A 21193-nucleotide genomic window follows, 5' to 3' on the forward strand; every position below is an offset into this window, starting at 1 on the left:
AGACAATAATCAAATTATCAATTATCAACAAATATTTAATATGAATATACCAGCAGATTTAAAGTATACTAAAGATCACGAATGGGTTAGTTTAGAAGGTGACGTGGCAACTGTAGGAATAACCCATTTTGCTCAAAAAGAATTAGGGGATATCGTTTATGTTGAAGTGGAAACTTTAGATCAAACTTTGGAAAAAGATGAGGTCTTTGGTACTGTGGAAGCTGTTAAAACAGTGTCTGATTTGTTTTTACCAGTAGCAGGAGAAATTGTTGAATTCAACGATGCTTTAGAAGGTACGCCGGAAGCTGTGAACGCTGATCCTTATGGTGCTGGATGGATGATAAAAATTAAAGTTTCAAATGTTGCGGATTACGATTCTTTGCTTTCAAGTGAGGCTTACAAAGAACTTATAGGTGCTTAAACAAATAGTTTTTTGGATTGCTTTATTTTGGACGGGAGTTATTCTTTTTTTAAGTTTAGTTCAATCAGATGAGCTTCCGGCAGTGAATATTGAAAATTTGGATAAAGTAGTTCATGCTTTTTTTCACTTTGTATTCACGTCCCTTTGGATTTTGTTTTTTAAAACGCAAATAAAAGACCCTGATAGTTATAAGCCTTATATTATTTCATTTTTGTTTTCTGTCCTTTTTGGAGTGACAGTAGAAATGTTACAAGGACAATATACCACCACCAGAAAAGAGGATGCATTGGATGTAGCTGCAAATATGGTCGGAGCGGCTTTAGCGGTGTTTTCAATTATTTTATATTTTAAAAATAGGTGCTCAAATAAAAGTTGATACAAATAGTAGTCCCACCTCGGTGGGATTTTTTGTGTTAAAGAAGTAATTCTTTTTGTTTTATAATTTAATTTTCATCAGATTTTAGTAGTTTTATTCCGTCCTTATCATGAAGGTCTAGAATTCAAATTAATAGCTGCAGATTTTGTCTTTAAACGGAACTGTTTCGATAAAACTAATCTTAATTTAATATGTATTTTTACAACCTATTAAATTATCATTTATACTTAAACCAGTAGAATAATGAACATCAAAAAATATTTAGATTCGACCTATTTGAAAACGGCGGATCAGGCAGGACTTGATAAGGAAGGTAATATTAAAGTGGTCAAAGGGTTTGTTCAAGAAGCTATTGATGAGCATTTTAAACTGATTATGATTCGCCCTAACATGGTTTCATTGGTCAGACAAATGATCACGGATGCTACTTCAGATTTGCAAATTGGTACTGTTATAGATTTTCCGGATGGGCAGGCAACTATTGATGTTAAATTAGTCGAAGCTAAAAAGGCGATTCAAGATGGAGCGGATGATTTGGATTTTGTCTGTAATTATGAGGCCTTTAAAAATGGCAATATAGATTTAGTTAAAGAAGAGATTCTGAAAGGAACTCAACTTGGTATCGAAAACAATAAAGTGGTAAAATGGATTATTGAGGTCGCCGCATTGAATGATAAGCAAATTATACAATTGACGGCTTTGATTAAAAATGTTGTAATTTCAAATTTTAAGGAGGCTAATTTTGCTTCTGTATTTGTGAAGTCTTCGACTGGGTTTTATAAGACTGAAAATAATTTACCTAATGGCGCAACAATTCCAGTGATTAGTCTAATGTTAGAAAATGCTACACCACTTTCTGTGAAAGCAGCTGGTGGTGTTAGGACTTATGGGGAGGCGGTCGAAATGATTAATTTAGGTGTGAATCGAATAGGGACTTCTGGGGCAAAAGCAATTGCAGATGGAGAAAGCACGAACAGTGGTTACTAATTTTACAATTAAAATCAATATGAAAAAGGGTTTATTCGCTGTATTTTTGTCATTTTTTTCTTTTTTTATGTACTCGCAAGGCCAAGACTTGTTAAAGTCAAATCGTTCTCCAGAGCGTTTTCCTATTTTTCCTCGTTGTGAAAACAGGGAGAATGCGGAATTGGAAAGTTGTTTTTACAATGAAGTTCAAGATTTTGTTTTTCGCAATTTTGTGGTACCCGAAGACCTGATTGAAAACGATTTTCAAGGAAATGTAAAAGTGCTTTTTGAGGTAGATGCAAATGGTGTTTTCAAAGTAATTTATGTCAATGCAATTGATGAGGAATTATTAGCAGAAGCGAAAAGAGTTTTTGCTAAATTTCCCAAAATCACTCCCTCGACCTACAACGGCAGGTCAGTCTATTCAAAATACAATATTACTATTTCAATTCCATTGAAAAGTGCTGAAACAAGAGCGGGCGAGGTATTGGCTCGAGCCGAGATAATACAAAGCAAAACAAAGCAGTTAACGGAATTAGATAGTATGGTTTATAAGAAATACAATAATCCAGAGTATGATAGCCATTTAAATATCCCTTTTTCTCATAGTTATTACGCGCAATTTGATGGCGCGTTAAACCGTGTAGGGAGCAATAGTCACACAGCCTCAAAACCGTACACGTATACTGAGGTGTCAAAGTATTATGATGTTAAAGCGGCAAATGAAAAACTTAAAAAAAATGTTTCTGGTTGGTGGGCCAAAAAGTTGTGGAATGAAAATACAGTTGAAATTCAAGGAGACGGCTATTGGTTGTCATTAAATCCAATATTAGATTTACAAGTAGGTAAAGCTTCTCATAGCGACGTTTCCTATACGTATGTCAATACACGCGCACTTAATTTTAGAGGGGGTCTTGGAGATAAACTTAATTTTACTACAACCGTATTTGAAAGCCAAGGACGTTTTGCAGATTATTTTAATAGTTATGCCGAATCGATAAAACCTGCAGGTGGTAATCCAGCAATTATTCCTGGAATGGGGATTGCTAAAAATTTTAAAACGGACTCCTACGATTTTCCTTTGGCGGAAGCTAATTTGACATTGACGGCAAGCAAGCATATTGATTTGCAATTGGGATATGGAAGGAATTTTATTGGCGACGGATATCGCTCGCTGTTGGAAAGTGATGGAGCCAATCCCTATCCTTACTTTAAAGTAAACACTAATTTTTGGAAAATAAAATATACGAATACGTACATGTGGCTCAAAGACGTTCGTCCGGAAGTTACTTTGGAAAGAACCTATGCGACTAAGTTTATGGCAAACCACTATTTGAGTTGGAATATATCTAACAGATTGAATCTTGGCTTCTTTGAATCAGTTATATGGACCAACACCAATGACAGGGGTTTTGACGCCAGTTTTGTCAATCCGATTGTATTTTATAGATCAGTTGAGTTTGCGTCTTCAGCCAGAACAGGAAATGCGCTATTAGGACTTACATACAAGTATAAGTGGAGCGATAAAATTAATGTATACGGCCAATTTTTATTAGATGAATTTTCTTTGGGAGATATAAAAAGACAAGATAATAGTTGGAAAAATAAGTATGGGTATCAGTTGGGAGTTAAATACTATAATGCATTTCAGGTTGATAATTTATTATTACAGTTAGAGTACAATCATGTGCGTCCCTATGTGTATAGTCATAGTGTGCCAATTACAAATTACGGACACAATAATCAAAGCATTGGTCATCAATGGGGCGGAAACTTTAAAGAATTTATTGCTATTGCGCGTTACCACAAAGGCAGGTATTTCGCTGATGCAAAAGTTACGGCGGGTACCCGTGGTCTCGACTTTGACACTGCCGATGACCGCAACAACTACGGTGGGAATATATACAAGGATTATGATGAAAACAGACCATTTGACCGTGGTGTAAAAGTGGGGCAGGGAAATAAAACGTCTCTTTTTATAGCGGATATTCAAGGAGGGTATTTAGTAAATCCCACTACTAATTTAAAAATTTACGGTAGTTATATTTACAGGAGTTTTGATCCTACGAAGAATACGGTAACAAAATTTAACGAGAGTACCAGTTGGTTTACTTTGGGACTGCGTGCCGACGTCTTTAATTGGTATTTTGATTACTAAAGCTCCTTTTAGGCAACTGCCTTTGTAATTCAAAATAAAATGCCTCATTTTGTAAATAGGGGCGGTTTTTTCTATAAATATTACTTTAAAAAAATCTAAAATCTTCATTCCGATTTCTATCAGTAAGTTGTACCTTTGCAACAGTTTTAGAAAACCTAATGAAAACCGCATTGAATAGTTCGTCAAATACATTTTCCCTTAAAACTGTTTTTTTGGATTTTAAAGAAATCACGAAGGCTGGATTAGCCATAAGTGTTTTATTTTCCTCTATTGCAGGATACTTTTTGGGTTTTAGTAAGGAGCATCCCTTTCAGTGGTCTGTATTGATAATGCTGGCTATCGGTGGATATTGTATGGTGGGTGCTTCAAATGCATTCAATCAGGTAATAGAAAAGGATTTAGATGCCTTAATGGATAGAACTAAAAATCGTCCTGTTCCGACGGGAAGAATGTCTACTTTTTCAGCCGTGGTCGTAGCGAGCCTACTAACTATAATTGGAATCACATTGTTATATATGATCAATCCTAAGACAGCGATGTTTGGTGCGATTTCTATATTTTTATATACAAGTGTTTATACTCCCTTGAAAACGGTGACATCACTATCTGTTTTTGTGGGTGCCTTTCCTGGAGCGATTCCGTTCATGTTAGGTTGGGTAGCAGCAACGGGTGATTTCGGAATAGAAGCGGGAACGTTATTTTTAATTCAGTTTTTTTGGCAATTTCCTCATTTTTGGTCAATAGGTTGGTTGTTGTATGAAGATTACGAAAAAGCAGGGTTTTTTATGTTGCCAACAGGAAAAAAAGATAAAGGTACTGCTTTGCAGGTTATTTTGTACACAGTATGGCTTATTATAGCTTCATTGTTGCCCTCGTTAGGGTATACCGGGAAGTTATTTATTTCGCCTCTGGCCGCAGTAGTTATTTTTTTATTGGGTGTGTGGATGTTGTTTTATGCAGTAAAACTTTATAAGTTAAGAACAGCAAAAGCAGCGAAAACCTTAATGCTGGTTAGTGTTGGGTACATCACCTTGTTACAATTAGTGTATATAATTGATAAATTTTTGAGATAGTTATGGAAGTTACAATGACAAGAGAAGAATATAAATCGAGAACAGGAAGGTCATATAAATTGATTTTGTTGTTTTCTATGGTCAGCATGACCATGATGTTTGCAGGTCTTACCAGTGCTTTTGTGGTAAGTAAATCTAGAGTAGATTGGTTGAAAGATTTTGAATTACCATCGGCTTTTTATTTCAGTACTTTGGTGATAATTGGTTGTAGTGTTACCTTTCATTTGGCCAAAAAAGCAATTCAAAAAGACAACAAAAAGGCTACAACTACATTTCTTTTTACGACATTAGTATTGGGAATATTGTTTGTAATTTTACAGTTTGTAGGCTTTGACCAGATAGTGCAACAGGGGTATTATTTTACAGGAAGTGAGAGTACGATTACAACTACGTTTCTTTATGTCGTAGCTGTGGTACACTTACTGCACCTCGCTGGCGGCTTGATTTCATTGTTGATTATAATTTATAATCATTTTAAACAAAAATACAATTCGAGTCAAACTCTTGGAATAGAACTAGGTGCAATGTACTGGCACTTTCTTGATTTCTTGTGGATTTATTTATTTGTATTTTTATATTTCTTTAAATAAGAAAAAAACGTAAATTTGAGAACTTTTTAACGAATAACTTTTATGGGATCTACAGTTACTGCTGGGAATAGCAAAGAAAAAACTTGGGGAGGCGGCAATGAGCCAATGGGAGCAAGTTATGGTAAATTAATGATGTGGTTTTTTATTGTATCAGATGCTTTAACGTTCTCTGCATTTTTAGCGGCTTACGGGTTTTCTAGGTTTAAATTTATTGAGACATGGCCATTGGCAGATGAAGTGTTTACGCACTTTCCTTTCATGCATGGTGTATCAGCGCCTATGTACTATGTTGCATTGATGACTTTTATTTTGATTTTTTCATCAGTAACAATGGTTTTGGCTGTTGATGCGGGTCATCAAATGAAAAAAGATAAAGTCGTTCTGTACATGTTTTTGACCATCCTTGGTGGAGGAATCTTTGTAGGATCCCAAGCTTGGGAATGGAAGAATTTCATCACCGGGGAGTATGGCGCAATCGAGACAAAAGGAGGTAGTTTGCTCCAATTTGTTGATAAGGAAGGCAAACGTGTAGCTCTTGCAGATTTTGCAGCGAATTTACATGACGCAAGAGAGCAATTGACTCCAGATAAAGCAAAGTGGTTCATGAGTGAGCCAGCTTTACCGTCTTTTTCGGTAGCGGAGGTTCAGGCAGGTTTTAAATCCCATCCAGATATACTGGTACGAACAGAGGTGTTGACTGCTGAAAAGCAAAAAACAATTCTATCAAGAGAGGAATCTGAATTAAGATTGAGTGAGGCGCATTATGTTGTTGAGGGTGCTAATCTCAAAAGGAATGAGTATGGTAGTAAGTTGTTTGCCGATTTCTTTTTCTTTATAACAGGTTTTCACGGTGTTCACGTTCTATCAGGTGTTATTATAAATATCATTATATTTTTTAATGTTCTGAGTGGAACCTATGAGAAAAGAGGAAGTTACGAAATGGTCGAAAAAGTTGGTTTATACTGGCACTTCGTCGATTTAGTTTGGGTATTTGTATTTACGGTTTTCTATCTAGTTTAATTTTCAAAAGTTTTTATTATGTCACACGAACACGAATTTGTATCTAATACCAGCAAAATCTGGAAAGTTTTCGGAATATTATCTTTGGTTACTATCATAGAGGTAATTTTAGGTATTCTTAAGCCAGACGCATTGCAGTTCAGCAATTTTATGGGGATGAATCTGCTTAATTGGATATTTTATGCCCTTACGGTTTACAAGGCATATTATATTGTTTATTCATTTATGCACATGGACGGTGAAAAAACGGCTTTGAGATATGCAGTTGTACTGCCGGTAATATTTTTAATTTTATATATTCTCTTCATTCTTTTGACTGAAGGTAACTATATATATGGGGTTTTTAAAAATTCGACTATAAAATGGAATTTTTAACAATATATTAATTCACAAAAAGGTGCGCTTTGCGTGCCTTTTTTTATTTTTGCACTTTAAATAGTATTTTAAGTATAATGAAAAAAAATATAGTTCTTTTCGTACTTTTTGTTTTGCCAATAGTAGCGTATCTTTTCTTTGCTACCGGAGTAAATGGTTTTACAAAATTGCCTGTAATTACTCCTAAAGTCAATGACTTTGGGGATTGGAAGTCTTTAGACGGAAAAAAAATTACTTTAAATGATAAAATCACCGTTTTAGGTTTTGGCGGTTCTAGTATTTTGGAAAACCGGGGTAACCTTTTTAATCTTAATCAAAAAATTTATCAACGTTATCATACTTTCAAGGACGTGCAGTTTGTGATGATTTGCCCTTTGGGTACAGAGAGCGATATTAAAAGTATTTTTGACGCTTTAGAGGAGTTCACAGATTTGGCGCAATGGCATTTTTTGTTTGCTACACCCCAAGAGATCAATTCCTATTATTCGCAATTAAAGTTAGTTGGAAAATTAGATGCTAATGCTGGTACTCCTGATGTTTATATTCTAGACAAGGAGAGAAATCTTAGAGGAAGAAAGAAGGTAAAAGATTATAAGGAGGGATATAGTACTTTTAGTCCTGCTGAATTGAGTAATGAGATGTTAGATGATTTTAAAGTTATTCTATACGAATACAGAGCAGCACTCAAGAAAAATCGTAATGCTACAAAGCAACTATAAATTTAAGTTATATGTTTAAAAATAAATCTTACATCGGAATTTCGTTTATTATACTAATTTTCGGAATATACGCAGTGCCTAAAATAATATCCCGAATACAAAACGGTGAAATTGTAAAAGGGGACCGGCTGGACAACGTTACAAATACAAATGTATCAGAGGATAAGTTGACAAAAATAGGGCCGGCACCTAAATTTGAATTAATCAATCAAGATGGCTTGAAAATTACTAATGAAAGCTACAAAGGGAAAGTTTATGTTTTAGAATTTTTCTTCACTACTTGCCCCTCCATTTGTCCTAAAATGAATCAAAGCATGTTGTTGATCGAGAAAAAATTCTTTGGTAATCCAAATTTTGGAATAGTGTCAATCACTATCGATCCTAAACACGACACTCCTGAAGTCTTGAAAGCACATGCTAAGCTTTTGGGTGTTAAATCCTCAAATTGGAACTTTTTAACCGGTGATCGGGACGAAATTTACGATTTAGCGAATAAAGGCTTCAATCTATATGCTGGAGAAAATAGTAAGGTCAACGGTGGCTTTGAGCATTCTGGTTTGTTTGCCTTGATTGATAAAAATGGAGACATTCGTTGTAGAAAAGATGATTTTGGAAATCCGATCCTTTATTATGATGGTTTAGAAAAAAAAGGAGTTAGAGATATTCAACAAGATATTAATGTTTTATTAAAAGAATAAGCAAGATGAGCGAATTAAGTTTAGAGCAGAAATATAATAAATGGATCATAGCGGTATCCATAATAATACCAATCGCAGTCGCGTTTCTTTTTGGAGTTAAACTTAAAGATTTTGGTTATGATGTTGAACCGCTTTCTTTTTTACCGCCTATATATGCTACTACAAATGGTATTACAGCTGTGTTGTTGATTGCTGGTGTCGTTTCGATCAAAAATGGAAAGAGAAGACTTCATCAGTCGTTAATGACCAGCGCCGTCGCGTTATCTGTCGCTTTCCTTGTAATGTACGTGGCCTATCATATGACTGCTGATTCCACGAAGTTTGGTGGCGATGGAGTTATCAAATATGTTTATTATTTTATATTAGTGACGCACATTGTGTTGTCCATTATAATTATTCCTTTAGTTCTGATTACCTATGTACGTGCTTGGGCGCAGGTTTTTGATAAGCATAAGAAAATAGCTCGAATTACCTTCCCCATCTGGCTTTATGTTGCTGTCACAGGTGTTGTTGTTTATTTAATGATATCACCCTACTATGTTAGATAAGACAAAAGGAAATAGAAAGTTAGAAAACAGAGTTATGAAAAAGAGAATTACAATATTATTTTTTATCTTATCCTTCTTTTTCTCTCTAGATGTTGGGGCGCAATGCGCCATGTGTAGAGCTGCATTAGGAGGAGAGTCTAATACTGCTCAGGCGCAGGCAGTGAATGACGGTATCGTCTATTTAATGGCGGTTCCCTATGTTTTAGTTGCAGGAATTGGTTATGCTGTGTATCGCATGAGGAAAAATAAAAAAATGAATTAAGCAGGCCGACTCTTATTTTAAGCCATCAATCGAAATATTAACTTCACCGTTCACGGTAATGGAGGCTATAATAGCATTATTCGTTAACTGAACTTTGCGGAATTGGATGTTTTCCATCTTTCCATTTACAAAAACACCCGGCATAGGGGAATAATTTCTTAGATAACTCATTATGGTTTTTTTTCCTTCATCTAAATTAGCTTGAATTGAATAGCGACAATTTTGTTTTATTTTTCGAAGGACTAATCCTTGGACAAGCCAGTTAGCGCTGCGCATTAATTTGTTTTTAGTATCCAGAACGTAATCTAAATCTTCAAAATATATTTCTTTAGAGTTTTCATCATATTGAGGAAAACCAGATAAATAGATTTTACCGTTTACAGATCCAGATAAATCTAAAGCAATAACTATTTTACCGTTTTTGTGCCAAATCGCAACATCCTGTACTTTTACTTTTTTGTTTCCCGAGATAAATTCCTGTCCCTCGAAATTTTTCTTCATGACCTGAGAAGCGTCGTTGTAAGTGGAGACAGCCACGATATTAGCTGAAATCTGGTTGGGAATTTTAGTTACAGTTTTTAAAATGATTTTATTCAAGTCAAATTTGGATTCGGGTTGTTGACCTACCAGGGTTTCCATATTGCACTTCATTCCCATTTGCAGTAAAAACTGATCCTTCTTTAATTTCGACGCCGTGCTATAAATTTCCAAAGGAACGATTCTTAACCAACTTTCATAGTCGTCGTTCATTTTAAAAGGCACACTGACTGCTTCTAGTGCAGTCAATACAGTTGGTTTAAAGTCCATTGATTTACCTACGGCTTCATCAATTTTTTGTTCTATTTTCGTCTTAAATAGTTTTATTGCTGGATTGATTAGGTACGTAACCGGAATATTTTTTCCAAAAATAGTTGCAGTAGGACTTTCATTCCATTCTAAAGAACTTAGTTCAGTTTCGGTATTTAATTTCCAATTACTTAAACTGACGTCGCTCATTAAAGTTATTATTCCATTAAGGTTAAATTCTTGGGTTTTGTAAAATGAAGTTCCTAAAGTTTTTGTTCCTATTCTGTATTTCACCAAAACTTTTAGTGGTAAGGTAGTTTTAATTCTGTCTCTTGATTTTTCATTGGTGCTTTCAATAGTGATTGGAGCCAGTTTCCATACTTGCATTTCGATATTATCATCTTCGACGTTGTCGTCTTTGTATATTAATCCATTTAAAAGTGCGTTAGTTTGGTTCTCAATGTCCTTCAGTTTTACGGTTATTGGTAAATTGATAAAGGAAGGAGTATTTTCATAAATGATAGGGCTTGCGTCTTCTGGTTCCGGTGTTAAAGACAATATTTTTTGTGCGGGAGAGCAGCTAGAAAAAAGCACAAATGCGAGCGAAATAAGCAAGAAGGAAGCTGGTTTTGACATTTGTTTTGATTTTATTCGACAAAATTAGTGAAACGAATATATTTTTTTGTTTTTTTGTAACAAAAGCAGATTTTAAATGTCTAATTATTTTTATGTGTGAGGTTAAATCCGTTCACGTTTTGTATTTTTATTCAAAATAAAGGGAAAGGAAAAGTTTTTTTGCACTCCTTACATTACAATTTATTTAAAAAATTATGTCAAACAAAATTTATTTTAGTCTGTTTTTATTAGTAATTTATAGCTTGTCTTCTAATGCTCAAACTAAAAAGTGGACATTACGGGAATGTGTAGATTATGCATTAGAAAATAATATATCAGTTAAACAAACCGAGTTAGATATCAAAACGTCTGTGATTGATAAAAGGGGAGCAATAGGGAGTTTTCTCCCTTCAGTAAATGCTAATGCATCCCACTCGTGGAATATTGGTTTAAACCAAGATATAACAACGGGACTTTTACAAAATCAAACCACCCAGTTTACCTCTGCCGGGGCTACCCTAGCGGTTGACATTTATAAAGGCTTGCAGAATCAAAATACCCTTAGAAGAGCAAACCTTTCGATAGTTGCGGCTAAATATCAGTTGCTGAAAATGCAGGAAGATATTGCGCTTAATGTGGCTAATGCTTTTTTGCAAGTGCTTTTCAATAAAGAAAATTTAAAGGTGCAAACAGTGCAAATGGGTATTAATGAAAAGCAGTTAATTCGTTCTCAGGAATTAGTTAATGCTGGGACAATACCCAAAGGCGATTTGTTAGATATTAAAGCAACTTTGGCATCCGATAATCAAAGAGTAATTACTGCCGAGAATTCTTTATTGATTTCCAAGTTGAGTTTAGCTCAATTATTGCAATTAACAAATTTTCAGGATTTTGATGTTGTTGATGATACGGAGGTGAAAGATGAAAATAGTATATTATTGCAAAGTCCAACAGCTATTTACGATAAAGCAAAAGAGCAGCGAACGGAGTTGAAAATAGCTCAGACTAATCTCGAAATAGCCGAAAAAAATGTGGCTATCGCAAAAGGGGCTTATCAACCAACTTTACGAGGGTTCTATAATTTCAACACTAGGATTTCTTATGCTGATATTGCTTTGCGAGACAATAGTGGTAATGTAATTGGAACGTATTCGCCTCCTGCGTTTTTCACGCAATTCAATGACAACAAAGGGCAATCGTTTGGAGCACAGCTATCAATTCCTGTTTTTAATGGCTTTTCAGCTCGAAATAACGTAGAGCGTTCAAAAGTAAGTTTAGAGAAATCTAAAATTGCTGTAGAGCAACAAGATTTAGATTTGCAAAGAAATGTTTATGTTGCATTTACGGATGCAAGAGGTGCGTTAAATGCTCATGAGTCAGCGATAGTAGCATTAGAGTCTAGGCAGGAAGCTTATAATTATGCAAAAGAAAGATTTGATGTTGGCTTGATGAATTCTTTCGATTTAAACCAATCTCAAACCTTACTGTCTAACGCACAATCTGATGTGATTAGGACTAAATACGATTATATTTTCAAAATCAAAATATTAGAATTCTATTTTGGAATTCCTATCATTAAAAATTAATACATTATGTCAAAGAAATCAATTTATCTATTAATAGGCGGTGCCATTCTCGTTATAGCTTTATTAATTATTCTTTCAAAAACAGGAGTTATTGGAAATAAAAATGAAGGTAAAGAAGTTGAAACAACCATCGTCAATGCAACAACTATAGTCGAAACGGTGTCAGCTACTGGTAAAATTCAGCCCGAAATTGAAGTGAAAATTTCATCGGAGGTTTCCGGGGAAATCATTTCGTTGTCTGTTGTAGAAGGGCAGGTGGTTAAAAAAGGAGATTTATTAGTTAAGATAAACCCAGATCTATATACCTCTAGTTTAAACAGAACAATTGCTGGTTTATCAGGGTCAAAAGCCGGATTGTCGCAAGCTGAAGCCCAATTTAAGGAAGCTAAAGCAAGTTATGAAAGAAATAAAACATTATTTCAAAAAGGGATAATTTCTAAGTCAGATTGGGATAAATCAATTGCTTCTTTTGAAGTGGCAAAAGCTGCGAAAGAGTCTGCTTATTTTAGTGTAAAAAGTGCTTCAGCTTCCGTAAATGAAGCGCGAGATAATTTAGGGAGGACCGTTATTTATGCTCCTGCAGACGGGACTATTTCTGTGCTAAATGTAGAGCTAGGTGAAAGGGTGTTAGGGACGCAACAAATGACTGGTACTGAGATTTTGAGAGTTGCGAACTTGAACAATATGGAAGTTGAAGTAGATGTAAATGAAAATGATATTGTAAAAATAAAAGTAGGTGATGCGGCTAAGGTAGAGGTTGATGCTTATTTGAAAAAACAATTTAGTGGTGTAGTGACCAGTATTTCTAATTCGGCCAGTTCCTCATTAACAGCAGACCAAGTAACTAATTTTAAAGTGAAAGTTAGAATACTTAAAGAGTCATACTTGGATTTATTGGAAGGGAAACCTGCCGCTTATTCTCCTTTTAGACCTGGAATGACAGCAACGGTTGATATTATCACTAAAACAAAGAAGAGTGTACTGGCGGTGCCAATAAGTTCGGTAGTCATAAAATCAGATACATCGGCGGTTAGTGATGTAAAAGTAGTGGAGGAGCCATTAGATGATAAAAAGGAAGCTCCTAAAAGCGATAAGAAATTTGAATGTGTTTTTGTGAAAGTTGGAGGTAAGGCTAAAATACGCGTCATCAAAACCGGAATTCAAGATGATACTAATATCGAAGTGAAGAGTGGTCTAAAAAAAGGAGATGTTGTCATTACGGGGCCATACACGACTGTTTCTAAAGAATTGAATTCTGGTGATATGGTATTTGTCAAATCAGAAAACGATAAAGAAAAAGGCAAGTAGTTTTATTTTAGAGTGGTACTTTTGCCGGTAAATAATTAAATCTTAAATAGAAAAGTATTGGCCTATATTCTAAACATCGAAACTTCAACTAAAAATTGTTCGGTAACAATTGCTGAAAATGGAGAAACCATCATCTGTAAAGAAATTGCAGAAGAAGGTTATTCTCATGCTGAACGACTGCATGTGTTTATTGAAGCAAGTTTAAAAGAAGCGGGAATTGTATACAAAGATTTATCAGCCATTGCGGTAAGTCAGGGTCCGGGGTCTTATACCGGACTTCGTATTGGCGTCTCTGCAGCTAAGGGTTTCTGTTACGCATTAAGTATTCCTTTAATAGCAGTAGATACTTTGCAAATATTAGCAGCTCAGGCGTCCGTTTCCGACGGATTAATCATCCCGATGATTGATGCTAGAAGAATGGAGGTGTATAGCGCGATTTTTACTCCAGAATTAGAAAACAAAAGGGAAACTCGTGCTGAAATTATTGATGAAAAGTCATTTGAAGAGTTGGAGGGGCCTGTTTATTTTATAGGGGATTGCACTGAGAAGGGGCAAACTGTTTTAACAAAAATAAACTTTACGTTCTTAGAAGAAATTAAATACCCTTCCGCAAACGAAATGAGCGGGCTGAGTTTCGAAAAGTATAAAAAAAGCGACACTGTAGATGTCGCTTATTTTGAGCCTTTTTATCTAAAAGATTTTATGGTAACTACGTCAAAAAAAAAGGTTTAGCCGTTACTTATCAATTTTAGAGATTTCTTTTAAATAAGGCTGTATTATAATTCCTGCTGCATCAAAAGCTATTTTGCAACTCTCTAGAGTTTCAGTAAAAACAGCACCAAAATCTTCGCGGGTTGCCCAAGGGCGTACCGCCATTTCGATGGCGCTGTCGGTTAGGTTTTTTACAAAAACTTCTGGTTGGGGTGTTTGAAGTACCTTTGGGTTTTCGTTTAAGATTGACAGAATCAAATCTTTCGCTTTTTTAATATCTGAATCATAAGAAATTGCAAAGGTTAGATCAGCTCTTCTGAATTTTTCTAGAGAATAGTTAATGATATTGCCGTTAGATAAAATACCGTTAGGAATAAATACCGTTTGGTTATTTGGTGTAATCAATTTAGTTACAAAAATTTGAATTTCGCTAACTGTAGCAAAAACGCCTTGTGCTTCTATGGTATGCCCTACCTTAAAGGGTTTAAAAACAATGATTAGCATTCCTCCTGCAAAATTAGATAGCGAACCCTGAAGAGAGAGCCCTATTGCCAGTCCCATTGCACCAAGTATAGCCACAAAAGAGGAAGTTTCTACTCCTAACTTGGATATGAATGTCACAAATAATAATACTCGTAAAACCCAAAGTAGAATATCGCTTAGGAAGTTAGTCAGAGTTGGGTCTAACTCCCTCTTGACCATTATCTTTTTAATTATTTTATTGATCACTCTTATGACATAAATGCCTGCCAATAATATGAGAAATGCCGAAATCAAGTTTGGCGAGTATTCAACAAAAGCTTTTACGAAGTTACTAGCGTAATGAGTAACATATTTTGGGTCTAAATACATTGTAAGATAATAAAAAACCCTCTCAAAAAAAAGGTCTATGTTTATGTCGCAAAAATACGGATTATTATTATTTAAAAACTAATCAGTATTTTCTTCAATTCTATGATTAAATTTTTATGAAGTGCTCTCCTTGTTTAAAGGCTGTTTGATATCATTATATTAGCCTGTGATTCACTAGAGTCGACGCTTACGGCTTCTATTTCTTTGAAAGCAGCAGGCCTTTCTTTTACCGTTTTAACGATTTTTAATACAGTGATACTTGTCTCTTCCGTTTTTTTCTATGGACATCCCTGCAAATACCTCCGCTTTTCCATATACGGGAATTCATTTTCTTGTGCATTTACGAAAGTTATACTAAACGAATTTATTTTTTAGTCCAAATCGGTTTTGTACGATGTCAATGTAATAAGAAAATAGTACGATGTAATTGTTCTATATCAAATACACAAGTGGTAGTAATTCTGCTTTAACATCGAAATTATCTGTGTTTTCTATGGCGGAGCTATATTCTTTTTTTAAAAAAATGATACTGCCAAAGCTCTTGCTGTTACATTACATTGGCACATATTTTTTTATTTAGAAATTGAAAGACTTGAGTAATGTTGTTCTGATAATAAGCATCAGAAGTCAATTATTTTATTTCTAAAAAAAAACATAAAGGGTTTCATGAGTTTTTAGAATATTTTTTAAAAACAGAACAAATAAAAAAAGCGCCTCTTACGAAACGCTTAATTTATTTTTGCAAATTGGACTATTCAAGTTCAAAAGTCACTTTAATAGTAGCTCTGTATTCGGAAATTTTACCTTCTGATACAGCGGCACTTTGGTTTTTAATATACACCGACTTTATGTTTTTCAACGATTTTGAAGCTTTAGTAACCGCTTTTTGTGTCGCATCTTCCCAACTAATAGTTGAACTGGCGAGTAATTCAATAACTTTTAATACTGACATAATTTCTATTTTTTAAGTTGAACTTAAATTTAGCAATTATTTACGAAATATACATTCAAAAGCACATTAATATTTTTTAAAATATACGTTGTCAGTCAGTTATGTTATTTTTACAGTTATACTATTTATGCATTTACTGCTTCTACTTGAATTTTTTCATCGTTCAACATGCTCTTTAACATGTTTTCAATACCGGACTTTAGGGTAAATGTTGAGGATGGACAACCACTGCAAGCTCCTTGAAGTATTACTTTTACAATTTTATCTTTTTCGTTATAGGAATCAAAAACAATATTTCCACCATCAGCTGCAACAGCAGGCTTCACATATTCCTCTAATATATTGATGATTTGTTGTGATGTGACATCTAAATTGTCAAACTCCTGTGTTTTATTATTTTCTTTTTTGTCAACGGCAGCAGCGGCAAGCATCGTTTCATCGAGTACTATTCCGCCATTTTCAATGAATTGTTTAATAAAGCTTCTTATTTCTAATGTTATTTCTTCCCAGTTGTTGATTTCGTATTTAGTAACAGAAATATAGTTTTCGTCAATAAAAACTTCTTTTACGTAAGAAAATTTAAACAGTTCTTTAGCCAATGGTGAGGCGGCAGTGTCATCAATACTTTTAAACTCTATTGCTTCTTTAGTCAACATGCGACTTACGACAAATTTTAATGCAGCCGGGTTTGGAGTTGTTTCTCCATAAACCGTTATTGGTTGTTTTTTCGTTTTGTTTTCTTCGATGGTAATGATTATTCCTCCATCGTTAACAAAAGTATTTATTTGCTCTGCTACAGCGTCTTTGACATCTTCCCATTCTACGATGTTGTACTTTTCTATGGCAATAAAATTACCCGAGATATAGATTGTTTTTACGAAGGGTAAGTAAAATAGCTTTTGCGCAAGAGGTGATGATTTAGCCTCGTCTATGTTTTTGAATTCGAAACTTTCATTCTGAGTAATAAAATCTTCAAATTCAAATTTAAGTATAGTAGAGTTTTGTGTTTCTTTTATAGTAACTTTTGTCATGATAATTATAAATTTGTACAAATTTACTAAAGTTATTTTGGACGATTAACTATATTTGATTTAATAATGATTAAATTAACTCAATTTTAGTTTTTCAGGGTCTTTTATATCATTTATCAATTGCATTATTGTTCACATTCCACTTAATAGTATTTCAATGTATATCAAACTCAAATTTTTGTTCTTTCTTTTCCTGGTTTCTTCGTACACTTACTCGCAAGAAGGAATAGCAGTCTATTCTGATTATTTATCAGATAATTATTATTTGATCCACCCTTCTATGGCTGGTGCTGCAAATTGTGCCAAGATAAGGTTAACCGCGCGAAAGCAATGGTTCGGACAAGCGGATGCACCGGAACTTCAAACCATTAGTTTTAATGGGAGAGTTAGTGAAAAAGCGGGAGCGGGAGTTATTATTTTTAATGATAAAAATGGGTATCATTCTCAAAAAGGAGTCAAGTTTACTTATGCCTATCACCTTATGTTTTCTAGAGATGAAGTTGATTTAAATCAATTGTCGTTTGGTATTAGTGGCGGATTGATTCAGAGTCAGTTAGATGAAACTAGTTTTTTGCAATCCGGAGACTTTGACCCTATTATTGATGGTACTGTAGTACAGAAGGACTCTTATTTTAATGTAGACATTGGTGCGTCCTACAATCTTTTAGATTTTTATGCACACGGGACAGTCAAAAATGCGCTTGAAACCAGAAGAGATATCTATACCGAGTATGAGAGTGATAATTTGCGAAAATATTTATTGAGTGCTGGTTACATTTTTGGGGATAGCAACAGAATATTATTCGAGCCCTCTCTTTTATTTCAGCTTGTTGAGAAAACCCAAGAGAAATCGATTGATATAAATATGAAGGCCTATAAAAACATGGATTTTGGAACACTATGGGGAGGTTTATCTTATCGACGAAGTTTTGACGGAGCTGAATATAGCAATGCGAACGGCATCTCAAAACAAAAGCTACAATACATAACTCCAATTATAGGGGTTACTTTCAATAACTTCATGTTTGCATATACCTATTCGCATTTGGCTGGGGACGTGAAATTTGATCAAGGAGGCTATCATCAGATTACCTTAGGTGTCAATCTTTTTTGCAAACCCGTGAAGTACGAGTGTTATTGTCCAGCTATCAACTAAATATAGAAACTTTATGTTAATAAAATCTGTAAACGGAAAGTCACCTCGTATACCTGAGGATTGTTTTGTAGCTGATAACGCCACTATCGTTGGCGATGTAAGTTTTGGTGCGTCTTGTAGTGTGTGGTTTAATGCCGTCATTAGAGGCGACGTGAATTTTATTAAAATAGGGAACAAAGTGAATATCCAAGACGGAGCAGTAATTCATTGCACATATAATAAGCACCCTACAATCATAGGTAATAATGTCTCAATTGGACACAATGCAATAGTGCATGGTTGCACGGTTATGGATAATGTATTGATTGGCATGGGAGCGATAGTGATGGATAATTGCTTAATTGAGAGCAATACCATCATAGGTGCCGGTGCCGTTATTACCCAAAACACAACGGTCGAATCTGGATCAATTTGGGCTGGGGTTCCTGCCAGAAAAGTGAAAGACATTGATCAATCAGATTTTGCAGGGGAGATAGAACGCATTTCGAATAATTATGTAATGTATTCTAGCTGGTTCAAAGAAGAGTAGGTTTCCCAGCCTAAAAATCTTTTTCTATGACAATATATCTATTTTCTAAAATTTCCTTTAATACTTTTGGATTTGAGTTCGTATAGAAAATTGGTTGGCTTTTTTTTTCTGTTGTAAATCCCACTTTTTCTTTTAAAAGACTTTCCGTTTGTTTAGCTACAGCTTCACCTGAATCAACAATTTGGATATGATTGGGAAGGATGTCTCTTATTTGTGGAATCAGATAGGGATAATGACTACAGCCCAACACTAGATAGTCGATGTCTGCATCAATCATAGGTGTCAAATAGGAGCGAAGCAAGTCAGTCATTTCTGGTGAATACATTTTCCCGTTTTCTATAAGTGGTACTAATCCATGTCCTACCTGGTCTATTATTTTGGTATTTTCAAACTGTTGTGCCGTTTTATTGAAAAGCTCGCTGATAAGGGTCCCCTGTGTAGCTAGAATGCCAATTTTTCTTGTTTTTGAATTAGTGGCAGCAGGTTTTATGGCAGGTTCTATACCAATAAAAGGAATATCATATTTAGTCCTTAATTCTCGGATAGCATTTGTAGTAGCTGTATTGCAGGCAACAACAATGAGTTTGCAGTTCATCTTAAGCAGAAGATCAGTATTTTTCATGCTTAGGGCGATAATCTCTTGTTTCGATTTTTGGCCATAAGGAGCGTTCTTGCTATCAGCAAGATATATTGTTTTTTCATTCGGAAGGAGATTGTGAATTTCTTTCCATATCGAAGTTCCTCCAATGCCTGAATCAAAAATGCCTATTGCTTGGTTGTTGTCCATTAAAACAAAGTTAAGCGGTATCGACTAATAAACCTAAAGAATTTATGGGACAAAAAAACCGCTCAATCCAGAAGAGGGAGAGCGGTACTTTTATTTTGATTTTTTTGGTTTTTCTAGAAACCTAAATCTTTTTTCACGTCAGCAGTCAAGTTGGGACCGTCAGCAAGTAAAAGAGTAGATCCGTCTAATACATATTGGAATCCTTTTGCTTTAGCTACTTTTTGAATTGAAGCTCTTACTTTCCCCATTAATGGATTTACAATATCAGATTCTTTTTGTTGTAATTCTTTTTGAGCGTTATCTCTGAAATCAACAATTCTTTTTTGCATGTCCTGAACTTCTTTAGAACGATCTCCGTTTATTACATCACTAACGGTAGCGGACTCAGCTTCGTATTTTTTTAATTTTGCTTGGTACTCTTCTACCATTTTTTTGTAATCAGTATCATAAGTTCCGCTTAATTTTTCTAATTGCTTTTGAGCATCTAACATCGCTGGCATTTTGGCCATTATTTCACTAACATCAACGTGAGCTGTTTTTGCTTGTGCACTGGTTGTTTGACTTGCTCCGAAAATGAATATTGCAGCAATTAATAAAGTTTTAATCTGTTTCATCGTTTTTAAAATATTAAGTAATTAATTATTGTTTTAGTTTTAATTGTTCTTCTCTTGCTTTTTTAATTGAATCTCTCTGTTGAAGTATTTTCGTTCTCCTATCTTCCAAAGCTTTCTTACGATCTTCCATCATTTTTTTGCGATCTTCTATCGTTTTGGCTCTTACGTCAATTTGTTCTTGTTTTGTTACGTCGGCTGTTGATTTTGCCTCTTCTGCATTACTTGTACTTTCTTTTGAATCTCCTTTTATCGTAGGGGCAGAAACCGTGCCATTTTTCTTGTCTTCTTTATCGGAAAGCATTTTTTGTCGTCTTTCCTCAAATTCCGCTTTCTTTTTTTCTTGGACTAACTTACGATCTGCAACAATTGAATCTCGTGCAGCTTTTTTATCGTCTAGTATTTTTTGCCTTTCAGATAATAAAGGATTATCTGCAATAGCGTCTTCTCTACTCTCTTTGGCTGTTTCGGCTGCGATTTGTTTTTTTGTTAACTCTTCTCTTTTTTCAGCTCTGTTGAGTACACGAAGTACTTGGTCACTAATATCAAACCTTTTAGCGGCAAATAGCATTGTTAAATCAGACGATTTGTCAAAAATAAAGTCATATCTTTTGGCTTCTGCTATGTCTTGAACTGCGGTGAACACTTGATCTTGTATTGGTTTAACCAAGACAGATTTTTGTAGTATTAAATCACCATTTGCTCCAAATCTTTTTTGCTGAAAATCCAGCATCTCGTTTTCAAGGAACTTAATTTCTAATTCTCTCTCCTCTATGAGTCCTTTTGTAAGCAAAGGTTTTTCGGCGGCAAGAGCTTCTTTTATTTTATTGATTTCGATTTTCTTGGTCTCAATTTCTTGTTTCCATTTTTGTGCTTTTTGTTCCAGTTGGACAGTCGCTTCCGTATAATTGGGTACATTCTGAAGGATATACTCCATGTCTATGTAACCTACTTTTGTTCCTCTGGTTTGCGAATGAATCGTATTTACTACAATCAAGGCTAAAAATAGTATTAAAAAATGTTTTCTCATAACTTTAGAGTATTAGAAAATCGTGATTCAATG

24 protein-coding genes are annotated in these 21193 nt (G+C 34.7%); 17 read left to right on the forward strand and 7 right to left on the reverse strand.

Features of this window, described 5'->3' with window-relative positions; translation table 11 throughout:
• Positions 1-40: 40 nt before the first annotated feature.
• From gcvH to A3SG_RS0100585, 12 genes are all read left to right on the forward strand, one after another.
• Entirely contained in the window at positions 41-421 is a 381-nt protein-coding gene (gcvH, locus tag A3SG_RS0100530; RefSeq protein ID WP_016988050.1) for a glycine cleavage system protein GcvH, read from the forward strand.
• Positions 414-797, forward strand: a complete 384-nt coding sequence (locus A3SG_RS0100535) for a VanZ family protein (RefSeq protein ID WP_016988051.1) — start codon at positions 414-416, stop codon at positions 795-797. Before gcvH ends, A3SG_RS0100535 begins: the two co-directional genes overlap by 8 nt.
• A 243-nt stretch (positions 798-1040) precedes the next feature.
• Positions 1041-1784, forward strand: a complete 744-nt coding sequence (gene deoC, locus A3SG_RS0100540; protein ID WP_016988052.1) for a deoxyribose-phosphate aldolase — start codon at positions 1041-1043, stop codon at positions 1782-1784.
• A 67-nt stretch (positions 1785-1851) separates the two neighbouring features.
• Positions 1852-3921: a gliding motility protein RemB gene (locus tag A3SG_RS0100545; protein ID WP_232226228.1), complete on the forward strand. Its 2070-nt coding sequence runs from the start codon at positions 1852-1854 to the stop codon at positions 3919-3921.
• Between the two features lie 170 nt (positions 3922-4091).
• Positions 4092-4994, forward strand: a complete 903-nt coding sequence (gene cyoE / locus A3SG_RS0100550; RefSeq protein ID WP_029596525.1) for a heme o synthase — start codon at positions 4092-4094, stop codon at positions 4992-4994.
• Positions 4995-4996: 2 nt separating this feature from the next.
• Entirely contained in the window at positions 4997-5584 is a 588-nt protein-coding gene (locus A3SG_RS0100555) for a heme-copper oxidase subunit III (RefSeq protein WP_016988055.1), read from the forward strand.
• 42 nt (positions 5585-5626) lie between these two features.
• Positions 5627-6604, forward strand: a complete 978-nt coding sequence (locus A3SG_RS0100560; protein ID WP_016988056.1) for a cytochrome c oxidase subunit 3 — start codon at positions 5627-5629, stop codon at positions 6602-6604.
• A gap of 18 nt (positions 6605-6622) precedes the next feature.
• A complete protein-coding gene (locus A3SG_RS0100565; RefSeq protein WP_016988057.1) occupies positions 6623-6979 on the forward strand; it encodes a cytochrome C oxidase subunit IV family protein in 357 nt (118 codons plus the stop codon).
• A 77-nt stretch (positions 6980-7056) separates the two neighbouring features.
• Positions 7057-7698: a hypothetical protein gene (locus A3SG_RS0100570; RefSeq protein ID WP_016988058.1), complete on the forward strand. Its 642-nt coding sequence runs from the start codon at positions 7057-7059 to the stop codon at positions 7696-7698.
• An 11-nt stretch (positions 7699-7709) separates the two neighbouring features.
• Positions 7710-8396 carry an SCO family protein gene (locus A3SG_RS0100575; RefSeq protein WP_016988059.1) on the forward strand — a complete coding sequence of 229 codons (687 nt, stop codon included), beginning with the start codon at positions 7710-7712 and terminating at the stop codon, positions 8394-8396.
• Positions 8397-8401: 5 nt separating this feature from the next.
• Complete coding sequence (locus A3SG_RS0100580) at positions 8402-8944, forward strand: DUF420 domain-containing protein (protein ID WP_016988060.1); 543 nt, start codon at positions 8402-8404, stop codon at positions 8942-8944.
• Positions 8945-8978: 34 nt separating this feature from the next.
• The gene (locus A3SG_RS0100585; protein ID WP_035663110.1) at positions 8979-9206 is read left to right on the forward strand and encodes a hypothetical protein; all 228 of its coding nucleotides are present in this window, start codon (positions 8979-8981) and stop codon (positions 9204-9206) included.
• Positions 9207-9218: 12 nt separating this feature from the next.
• Here the strand turns inward: A3SG_RS0100585 and A3SG_RS0100590 are convergent, their stop codons facing one another.
• On the reverse strand, positions 9219-10628 hold the full coding sequence (locus tag A3SG_RS0100590) for a DUF4403 family protein (protein WP_016988062.1): 1410 nt from the start codon (positions 10626-10628) through the stop codon (positions 9219-9221).
• A gap of 194 nt (positions 10629-10822) precedes the next feature.
• On the opposite strand from A3SG_RS0100590, the gene A3SG_RS0100595 reads away from it, so the two are divergent.
• Genes A3SG_RS0100595 through tsaB form a run of 3 tightly spaced genes read left to right on the forward strand, consistent with a single transcriptional unit; the run spans position 10823 to position 14233 of the window.
• Complete coding sequence (locus tag A3SG_RS0100595) at positions 10823-12193, forward strand: TolC family protein (RefSeq protein ID WP_016988063.1); 1371 nt, start codon at positions 10823-10825, stop codon at positions 12191-12193.
• Between the two features lie 6 nt (positions 12194-12199).
• The gene (locus A3SG_RS0100600; RefSeq protein ID WP_016988064.1) at positions 12200-13501 is read left to right on the forward strand and encodes an efflux RND transporter periplasmic adaptor subunit; all 1302 of its coding nucleotides are present in this window, start codon (positions 12200-12202) and stop codon (positions 13499-13501) included.
• A 57-nt stretch (positions 13502-13558) separates the two neighbouring features.
• Positions 13559-14233, forward strand: a complete 675-nt coding sequence (gene tsaB, locus A3SG_RS0100605) for a tRNA (adenosine(37)-N6)-threonylcarbamoyltransferase complex dimerization subunit type 1 TsaB (RefSeq protein WP_016988065.1) — start codon at positions 13559-13561, stop codon at positions 14231-14233.
• A 3-nt stretch (positions 14234-14236) separates the two neighbouring features.
• Here tsaB and A3SG_RS0100610 read toward each other — a convergent pair whose 3' ends face one another.
• From A3SG_RS0100610 to A3SG_RS0100620, 3 genes are all read right to left on the reverse strand, one after another.
• Positions 14237-15064: a mechanosensitive ion channel family protein gene (locus A3SG_RS0100610; protein ID WP_016988066.1), complete on the reverse strand. Its 828-nt coding sequence runs from the start codon at positions 15062-15064 to the stop codon at positions 14237-14239.
• Positions 15065-15815: 751 nt separating this feature from the next.
• Positions 15816-16016, reverse strand: a complete 201-nt coding sequence (locus A3SG_RS0100615; protein ID WP_016988067.1) for a dodecin family protein — start codon at positions 16014-16016, stop codon at positions 15816-15818.
• 125 nt (positions 16017-16141) lie between these two features.
• Complete coding sequence (locus tag A3SG_RS0100620) at positions 16142-17047, reverse strand: NifU family protein (RefSeq protein ID WP_016988068.1); 906 nt, start codon at positions 17045-17047, stop codon at positions 16142-16144.
• Positions 17048-17204: 157 nt separating this feature from the next.
• On the opposite strand from A3SG_RS0100620, the gene A3SG_RS0100625 reads away from it, so the two are divergent.
• Positions 17205-18203 carry a type IX secretion system membrane protein PorP/SprF gene (locus A3SG_RS0100625; protein ID WP_016988069.1) on the forward strand — a complete coding sequence of 333 codons (999 nt, stop codon included), beginning with the start codon at positions 17205-17207 and terminating at the stop codon, positions 18201-18203.
• Positions 18204-18216: 13 nt separating this feature from the next.
• Entirely contained in the window at positions 18217-18732 is a 516-nt protein-coding gene (locus tag A3SG_RS0100630) for a gamma carbonic anhydrase family protein (protein WP_016988070.1), read from the forward strand.
• Positions 18733-18742: 10 nt separating this feature from the next.
• Here the strand turns inward: A3SG_RS0100630 and murI are convergent, their stop codons facing one another.
• The 3 genes from murI to A3SG_RS0100645 all read right to left on the reverse strand — a co-directional run bounded on the left by murI (position 18743) and on the right by A3SG_RS0100645 (position 21160).
• Positions 18743-19519 carry a glutamate racemase gene (gene murI / locus A3SG_RS0100635; protein WP_016988071.1) on the reverse strand — a complete coding sequence of 259 codons (777 nt, stop codon included), beginning with the start codon at positions 19517-19519 and terminating at the stop codon, positions 18743-18745.
• A gap of 113 nt (positions 19520-19632) precedes the next feature.
• On the reverse strand, positions 19633-20133 hold the full coding sequence (locus A3SG_RS0100640; protein WP_016988072.1) for an OmpH family outer membrane protein: 501 nt from the start codon (positions 20131-20133) through the stop codon (positions 19633-19635).
• A gap of 25 nt (positions 20134-20158) precedes the next feature.
• Positions 20159-21160, reverse strand: a complete 1002-nt coding sequence (locus tag A3SG_RS0100645) for an OmpH family outer membrane protein (RefSeq protein ID WP_016988073.1) — start codon at positions 21158-21160, stop codon at positions 20159-20161.
• Positions 21161-21193 lie beyond the last annotated feature (33 nt).

It is taken from the genome of Flavobacterium sp. ACAM 123 (assembly GCF_000264055.1).
Taxonomy (GTDB): Bacteria; Bacteroidota; Bacteroidia; order Flavobacteriales; family Flavobacteriaceae; genus Flavobacterium.